We start from the raw sequence: 13,461 nt of genomic DNA, 5'->3' as shown, positions 1-13,461 counted from the left end.
GTGAGAGGTGAGAGGTGAATTGCCTTATATGATAAATCAAAATAACCGAACGAATTCGAATGCTTAGTACTTCGAATATCGCTCGGTTATTGTTATGGGCAACATACTACTTCAAGCTGTTGAATTTTTATTGTAAAGACATAAAACCAATCATCGATTTAATAAACTGCCGACATAGCGCAGCAGTTCATTGGCTGACGTGGAGTTGTAGCCATACTCGTCAATCAGGGTTGCAACCACTTCATTGATTTTCTTGAGCTGCTGTTCATCTGGTGTCTTACTCGAAGTCGTAATTTTAACAACGTCCTTCAAATCGGCAAATAATTTTTTCTGGATCGCTTCCCGCAAGCGTTCATGTGATTGATAATTGAACTTTTTCCCCTTTCGGGCATAAGCAGAGATTCTGATTAAAATCTCTTCCCGAAACGCTTTTTTAGCATTTTCTGAGATACCGATTTGTTCTTCGATCGAACGCATCAGTTTTTCATCCGGGTGCATTTCTTCTCCAGTCAGCGGATCGTGGAGTTTGGTTTTATTGCAATAAGCCTCTACATTATCCAGATAATTTTCCATTAACGTCCGCGCCGACTCTTCGTACGAATACACAAATGCTTTTTGCACTTCTTTTTTTGCAATTTCATCGTATTCTTTTCTAGCAATCGAGATAAAATTCAAGTACCTTTCTTTGTCGTCTTTGGAAATCGATGCGTGGCTGTCCAGTCCGTCCTTCAGCGAACGAAGCACATCGAGCGCATTGATCGACGTCATCTCCTTCTTGATGATCGTCGAAGATATCCGGTTGATGACATAACGCGGGTCGATTCCGCTCATCCCTTCATCGGCATATTCTTTTTTCATTTCCAGGACATCGGCATCACTGTATCCTTCCACATCCTGCCCATCGTACAAGTACATTTTTTTGAGCAGGCTGATGCTTCCGCGGTTGGATTCTTTCAATCTGCTCAGTACCGTGAACATCGCAGCAACCCTCAAGGTATGCGGGGCGATATGGACATCTTTTATATCGCTTTCCTTGATCATTTTTTCATAAATCCGTTCCTCTTCACTCAACCTCAAATTATACGGAACCGGCATGACAATCATCCGGGAATGAAGCGCTTCGTTCTTTTTATTGGCAATAAACGATCGATATTCCGATTCGTTTGTATGGGCCACAATCAGTTCATCAGCGGAAATAAGGGCAAAACGGCCTGCTTTGAAATTACCTTCCTGGGTAAGGGACAGCAAATGCCAGAGGAATTTCTCATCACATTTAAGCATCTCCTGGAACTCCATGATACCGCGGTTGGCTTTGTTGAGTTCCCCGTCAAACCGATAGGCTCTCGGGTCTGATTCCGAGCCGTATTCAGCGATGGTAGAAAAGTCGATCGATCCGGTCAGATCCGCAATATCCTGGGATTTAGGATCGGAAGGACTGAAGGTGCCAATACCTGTGCGTTTATCCTCAGAAAAGAAGATCCTTTCCACCATGACATCTTCAATCCGGCCGTCGTAATCCTTCTCCAGCCGCATGGTATTCAACGGCGATAAGCTTCCTTCGATTTTAATGCCATATTCCTCTTCAAAATCAGCCCGTAAATGTGACGGGATTAAATGAAGGGGATCTTCATGCATCGGACAGCCTTTAATTGCATAGACCGCCCCTTCATCCGTCAACGTATATTCCTCCAGTCCTCGTTTTAACAGGGCTACCAGTGTGGACTTTCCTCCACTTACCGGGCCCATTAAAAGTAAGATCCGCTTTTTGACATCCAGCCTCCTTGCTGCCGGATGGAAGTATTCCTCCACAAGTCGTTCCAACGCTTCATCCAATCCATAGAGCGCCTCGGAAAAGAAGCTGTAGGTTTTGACTCCGTCTTCGCGCTCTTTGACTCCCTTATGCTTAATCATGTTATATACCCTTGAGTGGGCAGATTGAGCTAAATATGGCCGTTCCTTTAACAAGTCCAAATAATCTGCAAAGGTCCCTTCCCATTTCAGCTTTTCCTGATCTTCTCTATGATTCTGGATTTTTTTCAATATATCCATCTCTACGCCCTCCCTGAAGAATTTAGCAAAAACTACCCAACAGTATGCTCAGCACAGGTGTCAACGTCACCTGCTCCCTTTTTGGTTCCCATAAGAAAAGATGGTTACTTTAATCTATGTCGCCACCCCTGTTAACATGAATGATAGCAACATGGAACCTGTGACGATGATTTTCGCTCCGGTGGAAGAGGGAGTTTATTTCATCGCTCGCAGTTCACAAGCTTCTCATAATTCGTTATAATAGAGGCAAGATACATATATTATTTATTGCCTGCTTGGCACAGAACATAAAGGAGGAAGCCTTCCATGAGCATGAATATAGCCTTGATCCTGGGTGTAGCAGTTGTGTTCCTTACTGCCATTTTCTCAGCGGGACGTGATTCCAAACAAACACCAAAACGATAAGGAAAACTCCGATTGGACCAACCCATTAGGCAGAGACAGATGTTTTTGTCCTATGGTTTTCTGACCTATTTTTATTTCGATAAGCAAAAAAACACCAGCTGTACGGCTGGTGTTTTTGATTTATTATGCCTTAATGCAACCCTGGAAACTAATGCAACCCTGGAAACCCTTGCTGACGAAGCGCTTCATAGACAACGATTGCGGCCGTGTTAGACAGGTTCAACGAACGGACCATATCATTCATGTGGATACGCAGGCACTTATCCTCTTTTCCTTCAAGCAATTCTTTCGGAATTCCGTTGGTTTCTCTGCCGAATACGAAGAATAAATCCTCTTCCGGCTTATTAAAATCAAAATCGGTATAATGCTTTGTTCCGAAGTTTTCAATATAATAAAAATCCCCGTCCGGATATGTTTGATACAATTCGTCCAAGGAATCATAGTAACGTATTTTTACGTCCTTCCAGTAATCCAGCCCTGCTCTTCGCAGCATTCGATCATCAGTGGAAAAACCGAGCGGTCTGATCAGATGCAGTGTTGCACCGGTAGCCAGGCAGGTGCGTGAAATATTACCCGTGTTGGCAGGGATTTCCGGCTGAAATAAAACTACGTGTATTGCCACTTTTTTCACCCCATATCGTTAGTAACCAGATTATTATACCACAACTAATGGAAGTTACGAGAACACGGGATGAACCAAATAGGATTACTCGCCGATCCGAAAAAATTTATACTGGCAATTTTCGGTCCAGGCCATCGAGTCACGATAGTCCCAGTAGCGGTGGCGGCTGTTATCTGTATGGGCATTGACAAGCGGTTGACCGTTTGTATCCTTAGATACGACAATGGTGTTATGATCCCAACGTCCATCTCCTTGAAAATCGTAACAAATGACGTCTCCAGGAAGTAAATCACTTGCCCTTTCCAGTTCTTTCCCCTTTAACCCCTGTGTCGATCCGCTTAAATACCAGCGAAGGGAATGTGCCACTGCCCAACTGTAACTCCAGCTGCTATCCTGGTACCACCAGCCTCGTCCCTTGTCAGGCATTCCCCACATCGGTGCCCCGCCAGCATAAAGACATTGGGAGATGTAATTCGTGCAGTCTACCGCAAACTTCCGGAACGCCGGATTATAATCATTCCACCACCGTTCAGCATATTGAACTGCAGCCCGTCTATCGTACGAAAAGCGTTGGGAACGCATTTCTTCTTTACCAAATAATTCGATGGCCGGTAATTGTTTTGTTTGCTTCGAAGGAATTTCCACCTGATCACTGATCACTTGTCCCGCCTGGATGACCGCGGTATGGCGATGCTGTTCCTCTTCATGGTAGAAGGAATTTCCCTGTTTGATGAAAAATACCGCCAGTAAATCATACTCTACCCTGGTCTGGTCCTGGCGGTCCCTGCTTTTTCGCAGCAGCTTCCCTTCCCCCCTGATTCTCGGAACCTTATTCCCGCGTTCCTCATGCAGACGTTTTTTTCGCAATAGCCAATTATCCGGATTCCCATCGCTTCTTTGCTCCAAAAGACGCTGCCAATACGCCGTCAATAGCTGTTTGTCATCCATGCGTGTATCCCTCCTACTTAACTTATATGAAGGAATATGCATTCTCTGAACAAGAAAAACCTCCACCAGCCTGTCTGCAGACTGAAACGGAGGTTTTTTTCAATCGAAGGATCCGGATGATCACCGATTGTTTAAACGTGTTGTTTTTCTTTGAAATGAAGTCCTTTCTCCATTTCAAAAACTACTTTCTCATCTGTTTCTTTCGGCATGGCTGTTTCAATAGCAGCAAAAGCCTCTTCTGTCCCGATTTTCCCCAATGACCAGGCTGCGGTCCCGCGGATTACCGGCCGAGGATCTTCCTTCATCAAACGGATTAGCTCATCCACAGCACTTTCTTCCCGGTAATGGCCGAGAGCAATGATTGCATTGCGTTGAATCGGTTTTTTACCACGCCATGATCCTGAAATATCGCCGAATTTTTCCTTGAATTCCCGATTGGACATCGATAGAAGCGGAACGAGCTTCGGTTTGACAACCTCCGGATCAGGCTCCATTTCCGGATGTAGATGAAAATCTTTTTTCCGGTTTTTCGGACAAACCAGCTGACAGGTATCACAGCCGTACACCCTGTTCCCAATTTTACTCCTGTATTCATCAGGCAGGAAATCCTTCGTTTGTGTTAAAAACGCAATGCACTTTTGCGCGTTCAATTGTCCGCCTTGAACCAAGGCTCCGGTCGGGCACGCGTCAATGCATTTGGTGCACTCGCCACAGCTGTCCTCCACCGGCTCATCCGGTGTGAGAGGGACATTCGTAATCATTTCCCCTAAATAGACATAGGATCCGAACTCTGGTGTAATCAGCGTCGTGTTTTTTCCGCTGAACCCTATGCCTGCCCGTTCTGCAACAGCCCTGTCCGACAGTTCTCCTGTATCGACCATTGACCGGTAAGAAAACCCGTAGACTTTTTCGGAAATGAACGATGCGAGCTTTTCCAATTTATCGCGCAAAACATCATGGTAATCTTTTCCCCATGAAGCGCGGCAAAATAGTCCACGCCTTTCCCCTTTCTTGCTTTTTGGGGCGTCCTTCAACCTGGAGGGATAGGCAAGGGCAATCGATATAATCGACTGCGCCTCCGGCATCAACTTGACAGGATTCGTCCGTTCCTCGATCGAACCCTTTTCGAAGCCCGATTGATAACCCAGCTCCTCCTGCCGTTCCAGCCGTGACTTCAGTTCTGTAAATACATCCACAGAAGCAAATCCGACCTTATCAATCCCAATCGACTTACTGTACGCTATAATCTCCTGCTTCAACTCCTCATAAGCCATCCATATCCCCTCCTTTCTTCGTATTACAGCAACGCGCGGTAACCCGGGGACAGTCCCTCGACGGGTCTGGGGACTGTCCCCAAAAAGCCGATTTCCAACAGTTCAAAACGGCAAAACCCCGGCATAACGCTATTTCCCGTTATTGGGGACTGTCCCCTAAACGGGGGAGGGACTGTCCCTTCACTTGTTCGGGGACTGACCCCGGTCTATGCCGACCCCGGTCTATTCTTTTACTTTGGCGGTTCGCATGCGGTTTAGGGTGGCGGCTATTTCGAATCGGCGCGGTCTGGCCAGGTCTCCCGGATGCTGGTCCGGAAATGGCGCAAAGGAAGCAAGTCCTTTTTGTTCGATCTGTGCTTCGATTGCATCAAGCAATTCTGTCAACGTCCGTTCGTTGTCCAGCCACTTTTTCTGGTCCATATGCCGGATGATTTCGGCAATCATTCTCGTTTGTGAAGCATCGACTAGCTGCTCCACGTAATGCAGGCTAATATCCGTACGTCCCATAAGAACCGTCGTCAAGCCTTTCGCCTGCACTTTGTGTTTTTTCCCTTGGTTTGTTTGCAAACTGCCAGGCAGAAAGCGCCGGTTCGGCAGACTGCCAAACGATTCACCAGCCTGCTGGTTACGCGAAAAAGGATACTTCCTGGCAATTTCCCTGGCTTTGTCGGTAACATTGTGAGGCTGATAGCGATCCATCATGATCACCTGGTCGGCAGCATCAAAGTAGTCGCCAGAACCTCCCATTACCAGGATTGTCGACACATCAAGCTGATCACGCATTTGCCTAACTTTATCAATAAACGGTGTAATCGGTTCTTTTTCTTTCGCGACCAGCTCCTGCATCCGCTGATCACGGATCATGAAGTTCGTCGCACTGGTATCCTCATCGATTAAAACAGTAGTAGCACCAGCCTCCAACGCCTCGACGACATTGGCCGCCTGTGACGTGCTTCCACTTGCATTTTCGGTGGAGAAGCCACTGGTATCCTCTTTATGCGGCAAGTCATTGATAAAAGGCGATATATTGACCGTGCTGACTTGACGTCCGTCTTCGGCACGTACCTTCACCGCATTTGGATCGGTCAACACATATTCACGTCCATCGCCTCTGATATGATGATATACTCCCCGTTCAATCGCATGAAGCAACGTACTTTTCCCATGGTATCCACCGCCGACAATTAGGACAATCCCTTTGGAAAGCGCCATTCCTGTAATCGGCTCTTTGCGGTGAGGCAGCTCAATCGACACCCTGTTTTCCGGTGTACTTTCAAATGGTACCGCCTGTTTCATGGGACGGTTGCTGATTCCGCTTTGGCGAGGCAGAACAGACCCATCGGCAATAAAGGAAATCCAGCGGTTTTCCTTCATTTTTTGCCTGATCACCTGATGCTGATCGGCTAACTGAACACTTTCTTCTATCTCCTTATCCGAAATGGAAAATATCGATTTTTCCATAATACCCGGAATAATGTCAAAAAACAGTTTTTCCGCTTCTTTTCCATTGATTCTCCTGCCATTTGCAGGCAGTCCAATCGATAAGCAGATCGTGGTAAATCCAGGATCAAGCTGGACAGCACTGCGTTCCAGAATTTCCTGTCCGGGGCTGTCAATTGCTATTAAGCCGCTTTTCCCTGAACCTTTGCTGTAAACAGTATTATGATGAATTGCTTTGGACACTGCCCTGGCAATCCGATCTTCACTATATATTTTCCGCTGCCGGTTCTCCTTCCAAGCCGGATTGATCTTTCGGTAAGCATCCGGAACAATCAGCCTGATTTTGGAAGGAGAGGCAAACGGGTCTCCTTGTACATAGTCGATGACAAGCTCATAACGGTGAAAGGAATATCGACCTTGAATCCCCTTATACCCTTTATAGCTTTTCCCATCAATTTGCTGCAGTTTTCTTTGCAAATCCTTCATCTATGACACCTCTTTTAAACACTGACTATTTATAGGATACAATCTTCCCTGACCTCCTATCAAGCAAGCATCTCCAGAGACATCCAGTTAATTTTAACCAAAATAAAAACGCAATGCCTCGTTGCTTTAAAAACGAAACACTGCGTTGGCTCATAAGTACATTGGAGCGGGTGAAGGGAATCGAACCCTCATCATCAGCTTGGAAGGCTGAGGTTTTACCACTAAACTACACCCGCATATTTTTATCGTTTATCTCCATCATTCCTAAATGGAACAACGTTTCTTTGAAGTAACGTTAATCATTATAACAATCAGATTCTGTAGATGCAATAGGTAAATATCATTTTTTGTCGAAAAAAATTTTTATCTATAAATTGTCCGCAGCTGGCCTAAAAAATACTAGGACGGTGCCTACACCAAAGCTTCCTGTGAACAGTTTTGGATCCATTCATTTTGCAAGCCATTCTATAATATAATACAAGATTATTCTATGCTATAATTTTTTATAACTGTTAACTTCGCAAAGGAGGATTTCTGCTTATGATTCATCCGAAAGTTTTGTCTCAAACAACCTTCGTGAACGAAGACGAATTGAGTTATCCATTCCAAGAGCGCGGACTCCAGTTCGGCGATGGTATATATGAGGTGATCCGTGTGTATCAGGGAAACTATTACTTGATAAATGAGCATGTCGACAGGCTTTTCCGTTCGGCAGAGGCAGTCAAGTTGACCTTGCCGTTCAACAAAGAAAGGCTTTACCACTTGTTGGAAGAGCTATTAAAGATCAACAAAGTAGAAAACGACGCTAAAGTATACCTCCAGGCAACAAGAGGCTCTGCCTTACGTGACCACGTATTTCCGATCGATGTTGAAGCGAATTTTTATGCGTATGTACAAGATTTGCCGCGCCCCATGGAAAAATTGACCAGTGGGGTGGCAGCAATCACCATGCCGGACGAGCGCTGGCAAAATTGTTACATTAAAAGTTTGAATTTGCTCCCGAACGTACTAGCCAAACAAGAGGCCAAGGAACATGGTGCTTTTGAAGCAATATTGCATCGCGATGGAAAAGTAACCGAATGCAGCTCATCCAATGCTTACATCGTGAAAGAGGGAAAAATCCATACCCATCCGGAAACCAACAACATTTTACACGGATGTGTCCGCTCCAGAGTGAAGATTCTTGCAAAAGAGCTGGGTATCCCCTTCATAGAACAAGCATTCAAGCTGGAGGATCTGCAAGAGGCCGATGAAGTATTTCTTTCGAGCAGTACCGCCGAAGTCATGCCAATCGTTAAGATTGACGGAAAAAACGTGCAAAACGGGGAGCCTGGCCCTGTTACGAAAAAATTGCAAACGGCCTACCAGGAAGATGCCGGCTTGACTGCATCTTCCGTTCCAAAAGCAACGTAACAAAGAGACTGGGAAAAAAGCACAGCACCAAAAGCAATAACCGGACGATGATTCGAAATCGGAAGCTTCGAACTCGTTCGGTTTTTGTATGTGAAGATAGGTTGTGTTCCATCTTATCCATTTGTCATATTTTCTCCTGAAAAGATATTGATTTTTCGAAAAATAATGGTATGATTAAAAATCTGTCACCAGAAAAACGATGCAAATTTTCCCAATAGGATTTGCTTTTTTTCTCCAGTTTCACCCTCACCACGATCTCATGACCTCACAAAAAAATAAGCTTATCGGGAGGGAGTAATCCATGAAAAAAATCGCCATCATCGGAAGCGGCGGAGCCGGTAAATCGACATTGGCCAGGGAATTAGGCAACATACTTCAATTACCTGTTTATCATTTAGACGCTTATTTCTGGAAACCGGGTTGGCAGCCGATCAACAAAAAAGAGCTGCAAAAGCTCCAAGAGGAAATCACCCAACAAGATGCCTGGATTATTGATGGCAACTATGGTTCCACCATGGAATTACGGCTTAAGGCAGCAGACACTGTCATCTTTCTCGACTATTCCACCCTGAGATGCTTGTATGGCATTGTTAAAAGACGGATCCAATACCAAGGAAAAACCCGTCCAGATATGGGAGAAGACTGCCGTGAAAAGCTTGACCTGGAATTTTTTCTGTGGGTTGCCCGATTCAAGAAACGAAGAGCCCCAGCTATCAAAGAAAAACTCCGAAACACCAACGATATTACCATCTATCATTTAAAAACACCCAAGCATACAGAAAGGCTGCTCGATCAGTTAAAGGCTTAATTTTAGGATTACATAGCACAAAAAAACCGGATCCCTGATAAAGGGTCCGGTTTTTTCGTTATTTACTTTCGTCTTCCTCTTCGAGACGTTCCATTTCACGATGTGTTTGGGGAAAACCGTTGGCAACCCATTCCGAACGGTATTCATGGTCAAGCCCTGTCAACCCTTGTTCTGCTTCATCCTGTGGTGCATCGGGACTTTCGATGTCATCCTTTTTCTGGATGGTTGGATCTAGCTGTCCAGCATGATTACTGCTTTGCATTTTCGAATCGGCTTGATCGATCATCTGTTTCTCTTTATTCATCATATCCATTTGCTTATCAAGGACGGCCTTCGTCTTCTGCATCGTTTTGCTGGCACCTGTTTTGACTTTTTCCAACATGTCGTTGCCGTTCAGGCTGCCATTCCCTGATTTCTCCTGATATTTCTTGACAGCCATTACCGTACCCGCTGATACTAATGCCGTTGAACCGGCAATCATTCCAATCGTCGATTTTTTCATGTGAATCCCCTCCGTTTATTAATCCGTTAGAAATAGGTGCTAGTAATCTATATCCTTTTTCGGAGGAACTTAAACGATTTCACATGGACTATGGGCGAGTGTAGAGATTCCAGGGAAATGAATGCATGCATTTATGAGTCCAGGACTACCATTATCGTGAAGAGAAGAGCATTTACAGAGAAAAAAGCATCCGCCAATCAGGCAAACGCTTTTTAACTTTTTATTCAGCTGGTGCCAGTTCTTCTTCCGTAACCCATAAATGGTTGGTAACTTTATCTCCTCCGTCTTGGGGGACATAATCAATCACATAAACCGTTGTTTGCTCCGCTGTCTCCACAACCGCATGAGCACCAGCCATTCCTTCCATATGGTTAGCTTCCAATGTGACTTTGCTTCCTGGTTGAAATGGCTCTTGATCAGATTCTTTAAGTTCTTCATGAACCACCCATTTATGGTTCTCTACTCTTTCCCCACCTGAAACGGGATCATAAGAGACGGCGTAGACCGTAGTCTCGTAAGCTCCTACAATGGTTGCCACAGCTCCCTTCATTCCTGCCATATGACCATCTTGGATGATAGCTTTACTTCCCGCTTCATATTTGGGATTCTCTGCTTCTTTCATATCTTTTGGTATTTCTCCATCCATATGTTCCATTTCTCCATGCTCATGTTCCTCATTCATTTCTTGAGAAGTTTGATCAGAATCGTGGTTGCTGCTTGAATCTTCTGTGTTTTCTTGACTGTCTGAACTACAAGCAGCTAACGTTATCATCACTAATAATGCTGCTATAATGGTAACTCGTTTATTCATGTCCAATCCTCCTTTACACCCTATTATAGTAGGCAAAAATGCAAAATTTATGGATCTCTCTAAATTGACTATCATTCTACAACTGCCCTAACAAATCGTTATGGCATTCCTCATTTACAACGATTATTTCCTATAGGGAATGGAATTATAACCTTGTCCTATTCATCTTCATACTTTTTGCAAATCTTCATGCTATGATTAATAGGGTTTAAGGATGATAGAGGTCTATCCATTTTTGGAGACAGGAGGAATTTAACAGATGAAGATTTCGACAAAACTTACCGTTTGCTTTCTTCTTTCCGTATTAGTTTTGGAATCATTTCTGATGTTTTATCTTCATCATAATGTGATTGATTCACGTATACAGGAAGAATTTCAATCAATCCTTTATAGAGGGAATAGTCATCGTGACGTTTTAGAAGATAGTTATACACAAGGTACCCTTAATCATATTGCGCTTATGGAATCGAAAACAGAAACCGAAGTAGTAATAACCGATCTCGGTAAAAACATTCTCATAAGTTCCAAAGATCCCACTGGAACAATGAAAAATATCATAAGCTCACATAGCGGCACCATTACAAGAGACGGATTAGTCATTGAATCAAATTGGAAAAAAATGAATTACCTTGCTACTGTCACGACCTTCGCAATTTACGGGAAAAACTTAAACAGGCTGAATTCCCTATCGAATCACATTTAACGACGGTTTGGGGGATCGGATACCAATGGAAGGTTTAAGAAAGCAATTTCTCCATTTAACGAAGGATGTAACGAAGTCCGCTTAAAAACAAATAAATTTTCAACCTTTCTATTTTTTCTGCATAAATTCTGCAAAATTGCGGGTAAAAGTAACCATAACTACTTTTTATAGAAAGGGGTGGGACAATTGAAGCCATATTGGAAGTTTGCAGGAATGGTGGGTACTTCTACCATTATCATGTTCCTCTTTAAATACTGGAGTACTTTTAAGTTAGATCATATATTTTTCAGTGAAACACGAGCATACATGGCTTTATTAATGGGAGCAACCATGGCTGTTATCATGTTAGGATTCATGCGTAATATGCTTCGAAACCGTAAATTAAACATCGGAATCCTGAGTGGAAGTATTATTGTTTTCTTCACATCACTTTTTCTGTTACGAAGCCAAACACTTGTTGATGATGTCGATTATATGGAGGGGATGATTCCACATCATTCGATTGCAATCCTGACAAGCGAACGGGCAGAAATCTCAGACCCGAGAGTCCGCAAATTAGCCGATGAAATTATCAAAGCACAGCAGAAAGAAATCACGGAAATGAAAGAATTAATAGAAGATCTCGAAGACAAAGAATAAAAAAAAGCGGTATGTGTGGAATTTGAATTCCATGCATACCGCTTTTCGTCTAATTTCAAGGGGTTTGTGCACTTTATACCCAAGAAGTTTTACAATTCGTTTTATATTTAAGGTAAAAACCGCTATGAGGGCGATCTGTGGTGACGCCTGCAGGAACGGCGTGAGCCGAAGATCCACTTGGTCACGGGACCTTCTTGACCAAGTTAGTTAGCTGAGGCCTGCCCGCGGCAAGCATCCACCAGCAAGCGATTCGCGGAATCAACAGATAACGCAACTTTTTAAATTAAAAAGGACTTTTTCAGTGGTCTTGCAAAAACAACTTCTACTTATATTCCCTAACCGAACTGCGATAAATGATATTATATGGTACAATGATCCGCTTAGGCTTGATCGTTTTATCTATCGTTCGTTCAATCAACGCCATGGCTGACTGGGCACCTAACGCATAAATATTGATATCGACAGTAGTCAGTGCCGGTCTCGTGATTTCCGAAAGATAAGCATTGTTGAAGCTGACCAATGAAATATCACGAGGAACCTGGACACCGGATTCCTCCAACGTACTCAATACCCCAAGGCTCATTAAATCATCGGTTACAACTATCCCTGTCGGCCGAACAGCCAGCGAAAGCAATTGCTCGACAGCTTCCTTACCGCCGGATTTAAGAAATTCTGTATGGATAATATAACCGTCACGAACGGGTAAACCGGCATCCTCTAAAGCAGACTGATAACCGGATTCCCGATCCCTTGTAACAAACAAATCTTTTGAACCGCCAATGAAAGCAATCCTGTCATGACCACGGGCAATCAAGTGATTCGTAATCTGTTTTCCCGCTGTAAAATTATCGTTATCGACGTGTGTGATTTCATCCAGCCTTGAAAAAGGTTTTCCTATCATGACAAAAGGAAACCCCTTTTCTTCGAGAAATGCCACGACTGGATCGTCGACACGGGAATATAAAAGAATGACCCCATCTACATAACTCCCATACACCATCCGCTGGACTTCTTCGAGAATCTCCTGTTCTGTCTCGCCGCTGGAGAGAGTCAAGGAATACTGCCTTTCATGGATGACAGCCCCGATCCCCCTCAGCACCTCTGGAAAAAAGGGATTTTGCAACGCTTTATCTGCGGAAGATGGCATGATAGCCCCAATGGCTCTGGTCGATTTTGCCGCAAGATTCCGGGCGTGAATATTCGTATGGTAACCCAGCTTTTCCATTGCTTCCCGTACTTTTTTCTTTGTATCTGGGCTGATCCGGGGATTATCTGCAATGACTCTAGAAACCGTAGAGGGTGAAACACCAGTCGCCTTCGCTACATCCTTAATTGTCACCATTTGCCGAATTCACCCTCTA

The 13,461-nt window shown here is 44.1% G+C and carries 12 protein-coding genes and 1 tRNA gene; 4 read left to right on the top strand and 9 right to left on the bottom strand.

The window, feature by feature from the left end; genetic code table 11:
- Positions 1 to 150: 150 nt before the first annotated feature.
- From BN1067_RS01000 to BN1067_RS00975, 6 genes are all read right to left on the bottom strand, one after another.
- The gene (locus tag BN1067_RS01000) at positions 151 to 2,049 is read right to left on the bottom strand and encodes a PrkA family serine protein kinase (protein WP_053217075.1); all 1,899 of its coding nucleotides are present in this window, start codon (positions 2,047 to 2,049) and stop codon (positions 151 to 153) included.
- A gap of 553 nt (positions 2,050 to 2,602) precedes the next feature.
- Entirely contained in the window at positions 2,603 to 3,076 is a 474-nt protein-coding gene (gene trmL, locus BN1067_RS00995; RefSeq protein WP_053217074.1) for a tRNA (uridine(34)/cytosine(34)/5-carboxymethylaminomethyluridine(34)-2'-O)-methyltransferase TrmL, read from the bottom strand.
- An 84-nt stretch (positions 3,077 to 3,160) separates the two neighbouring features.
- The gene (locus BN1067_RS00990) at positions 3,161 to 4,024 is read right to left on the bottom strand and encodes an amidase domain-containing protein (protein ID WP_053217073.1); all 864 of its coding nucleotides are present in this window, start codon (positions 4,022 to 4,024) and stop codon (positions 3,161 to 3,163) included.
- 131 nt (positions 4,025 to 4,155) lie between these two features.
- Positions 4,156 to 5,298 (bottom strand): tRNA epoxyqueuosine(34) reductase QueG, encoded by a 1,143-nt coding sequence (gene queG / locus BN1067_RS00985; RefSeq protein WP_053217072.1) that lies wholly within the window; start codon positions 5,296 to 5,298, stop codon positions 4,156 to 4,158.
- Between the two features lie 222 nt (positions 5,299 to 5,520).
- Entirely contained in the window at positions 5,521 to 7,224 is a 1,704-nt protein-coding gene (locus BN1067_RS00980; RefSeq protein WP_053217071.1) for an ABC-ATPase domain-containing protein, read from the bottom strand.
- A 162-nt stretch (positions 7,225 to 7,386) separates the two neighbouring features.
- Positions 7,387 to 7,460 (bottom strand) — tRNA-Gly (locus tag BN1067_RS00975).
- Between the two features lie 304 nt (positions 7,461 to 7,764).
- On the opposite strand from BN1067_RS00975, the gene dat reads away from it, so the two are divergent.
- A complete protein-coding gene (gene dat, locus BN1067_RS00970) occupies positions 7,765 to 8,637 on the top strand; it encodes a D-amino-acid transaminase (RefSeq protein WP_053217070.1) in 873 nt (290 codons plus the stop codon).
- Positions 8,638 to 8,938: 301 nt separating this feature from the next.
- The gene (locus BN1067_RS00965; protein ID WP_053217069.1) at positions 8,939 to 9,445 is read left to right on the top strand and encodes a DNA topology modulation protein; all 507 of its coding nucleotides are present in this window, start codon (positions 8,939 to 8,941) and stop codon (positions 9,443 to 9,445) included.
- Positions 9,446 to 9,503: 58 nt separating this feature from the next.
- Here the strand turns inward: BN1067_RS00965 and BN1067_RS00960 are convergent, their stop codons facing one another.
- Positions 9,504 to 9,947 (bottom strand): hypothetical protein, encoded by a 444-nt coding sequence (locus tag BN1067_RS00960; RefSeq protein ID WP_053217068.1) that lies wholly within the window; start codon positions 9,945 to 9,947, stop codon positions 9,504 to 9,506.
- Positions 9,948 to 10,167: 220 nt separating this feature from the next.
- A complete protein-coding gene (locus BN1067_RS00955) occupies positions 10,168 to 10,758 on the bottom strand; it encodes a YdhK family protein (RefSeq protein ID WP_053217067.1) in 591 nt (196 codons plus the stop codon).
- Positions 10,759 to 11,017: 259 nt separating this feature from the next.
- Here BN1067_RS00955 and BN1067_RS19680 point away from each other — a divergent pair, with 259 nt between their 5' ends.
- Together BN1067_RS19680 and BN1067_RS00945 are read left to right on the top strand one after the other, a co-directional pair.
- On the top strand, positions 11,018 to 11,461 hold the full coding sequence (locus tag BN1067_RS19680; protein WP_053217066.1) for a hypothetical protein: 444 nt from the start codon (positions 11,018 to 11,020) through the stop codon (positions 11,459 to 11,461).
- 177 nt (positions 11,462 to 11,638) lie between these two features.
- On the top strand, positions 11,639 to 12,100 hold the full coding sequence (locus BN1067_RS00945; RefSeq protein WP_324777765.1) for a DUF305 domain-containing protein: 462 nt from the start codon (positions 11,639 to 11,641) through the stop codon (positions 12,098 to 12,100).
- 322 nt (positions 12,101 to 12,422) lie between these two features.
- Here the strand turns inward: BN1067_RS00945 and BN1067_RS00940 are convergent, their stop codons facing one another.
- A complete protein-coding gene (locus tag BN1067_RS00940) occupies positions 12,423 to 13,442 on the bottom strand; it encodes a LacI family DNA-binding transcriptional regulator (RefSeq protein WP_053217065.1) in 1,020 nt (339 codons plus the stop codon).
- Positions 13,443 to 13,461: the final 19 nt, after the last annotated feature.

Origin of the sequence: Virgibacillus senegalensis, from assembly GCF_000821245.2 — a bacterium.
GTDB classification, from domain to species: Bacteria; Bacillota; Bacilli; order Bacillales; family Amphibacillaceae; genus Sediminibacillus; species Sediminibacillus senegalensis.
This window is presented reverse-complemented; position numbering and strand designations above follow the sequence as displayed.

Excerpts from the sequence above, each read along its gene's own strand:
- BN1067_RS00940 (WP_053217065.1), bottom strand. The coding sequence starts at position 13,442 with ATGGTGACAATTAAGGATGTAGCGAAGGCGACTGGTGTTTCACCCTCT.
- BN1067_RS00960 (WP_053217068.1), bottom strand. The coding sequence starts at position 9,947 with ATGAAAAAATCGACGATTGGAATGATTGCCGGTTCAACGGCATTAGTA.
- BN1067_RS00955 (WP_053217067.1), bottom strand. The coding sequence starts at position 10,758 with ATGAATAAACGAGTTACCATTATAGCAGCATTATTAGTGATGATAACG.
- dat (WP_053217070.1), top strand. The coding sequence starts at position 7,765 with ATGATTCATCCGAAAGTTTTGTCTCAAACAACCTTCGTGAACGAAGAC.
- BN1067_RS00990 (WP_053217073.1), bottom strand. The coding sequence starts at position 4,024 with ATGGATGACAAACAGCTATTGACGGCGTATTGGCAGCGTCTTTTGGAG.
- BN1067_RS19680 (WP_053217066.1), top strand. The coding sequence starts at position 11,018 with ATGAAGATTTCGACAAAACTTACCGTTTGCTTTCTTCTTTCCGTATTA.
- BN1067_RS00965 (WP_053217069.1), top strand. The coding sequence starts at position 8,939 with ATGAAAAAAATCGCCATCATCGGAAGCGGCGGAGCCGGTAAATCGACA.
- BN1067_RS00980 (WP_053217071.1), bottom strand. The coding sequence starts at position 7,224 with ATGAAGGATTTGCAAAGAAAACTGCAGCAAATTGATGGGAAAAGCTAT.
- queG (WP_053217072.1), bottom strand. The coding sequence starts at position 5,298 with ATGGCTTATGAGGAGTTGAAGCAGGAGATTATAGCGTACAGTAAGTCG.
- BN1067_RS01000 (WP_053217075.1), bottom strand. The coding sequence starts at position 2,049 with ATGGATATATTGAAAAAAATCCAGAATCATAGAGAAGATCAGGAAAAG.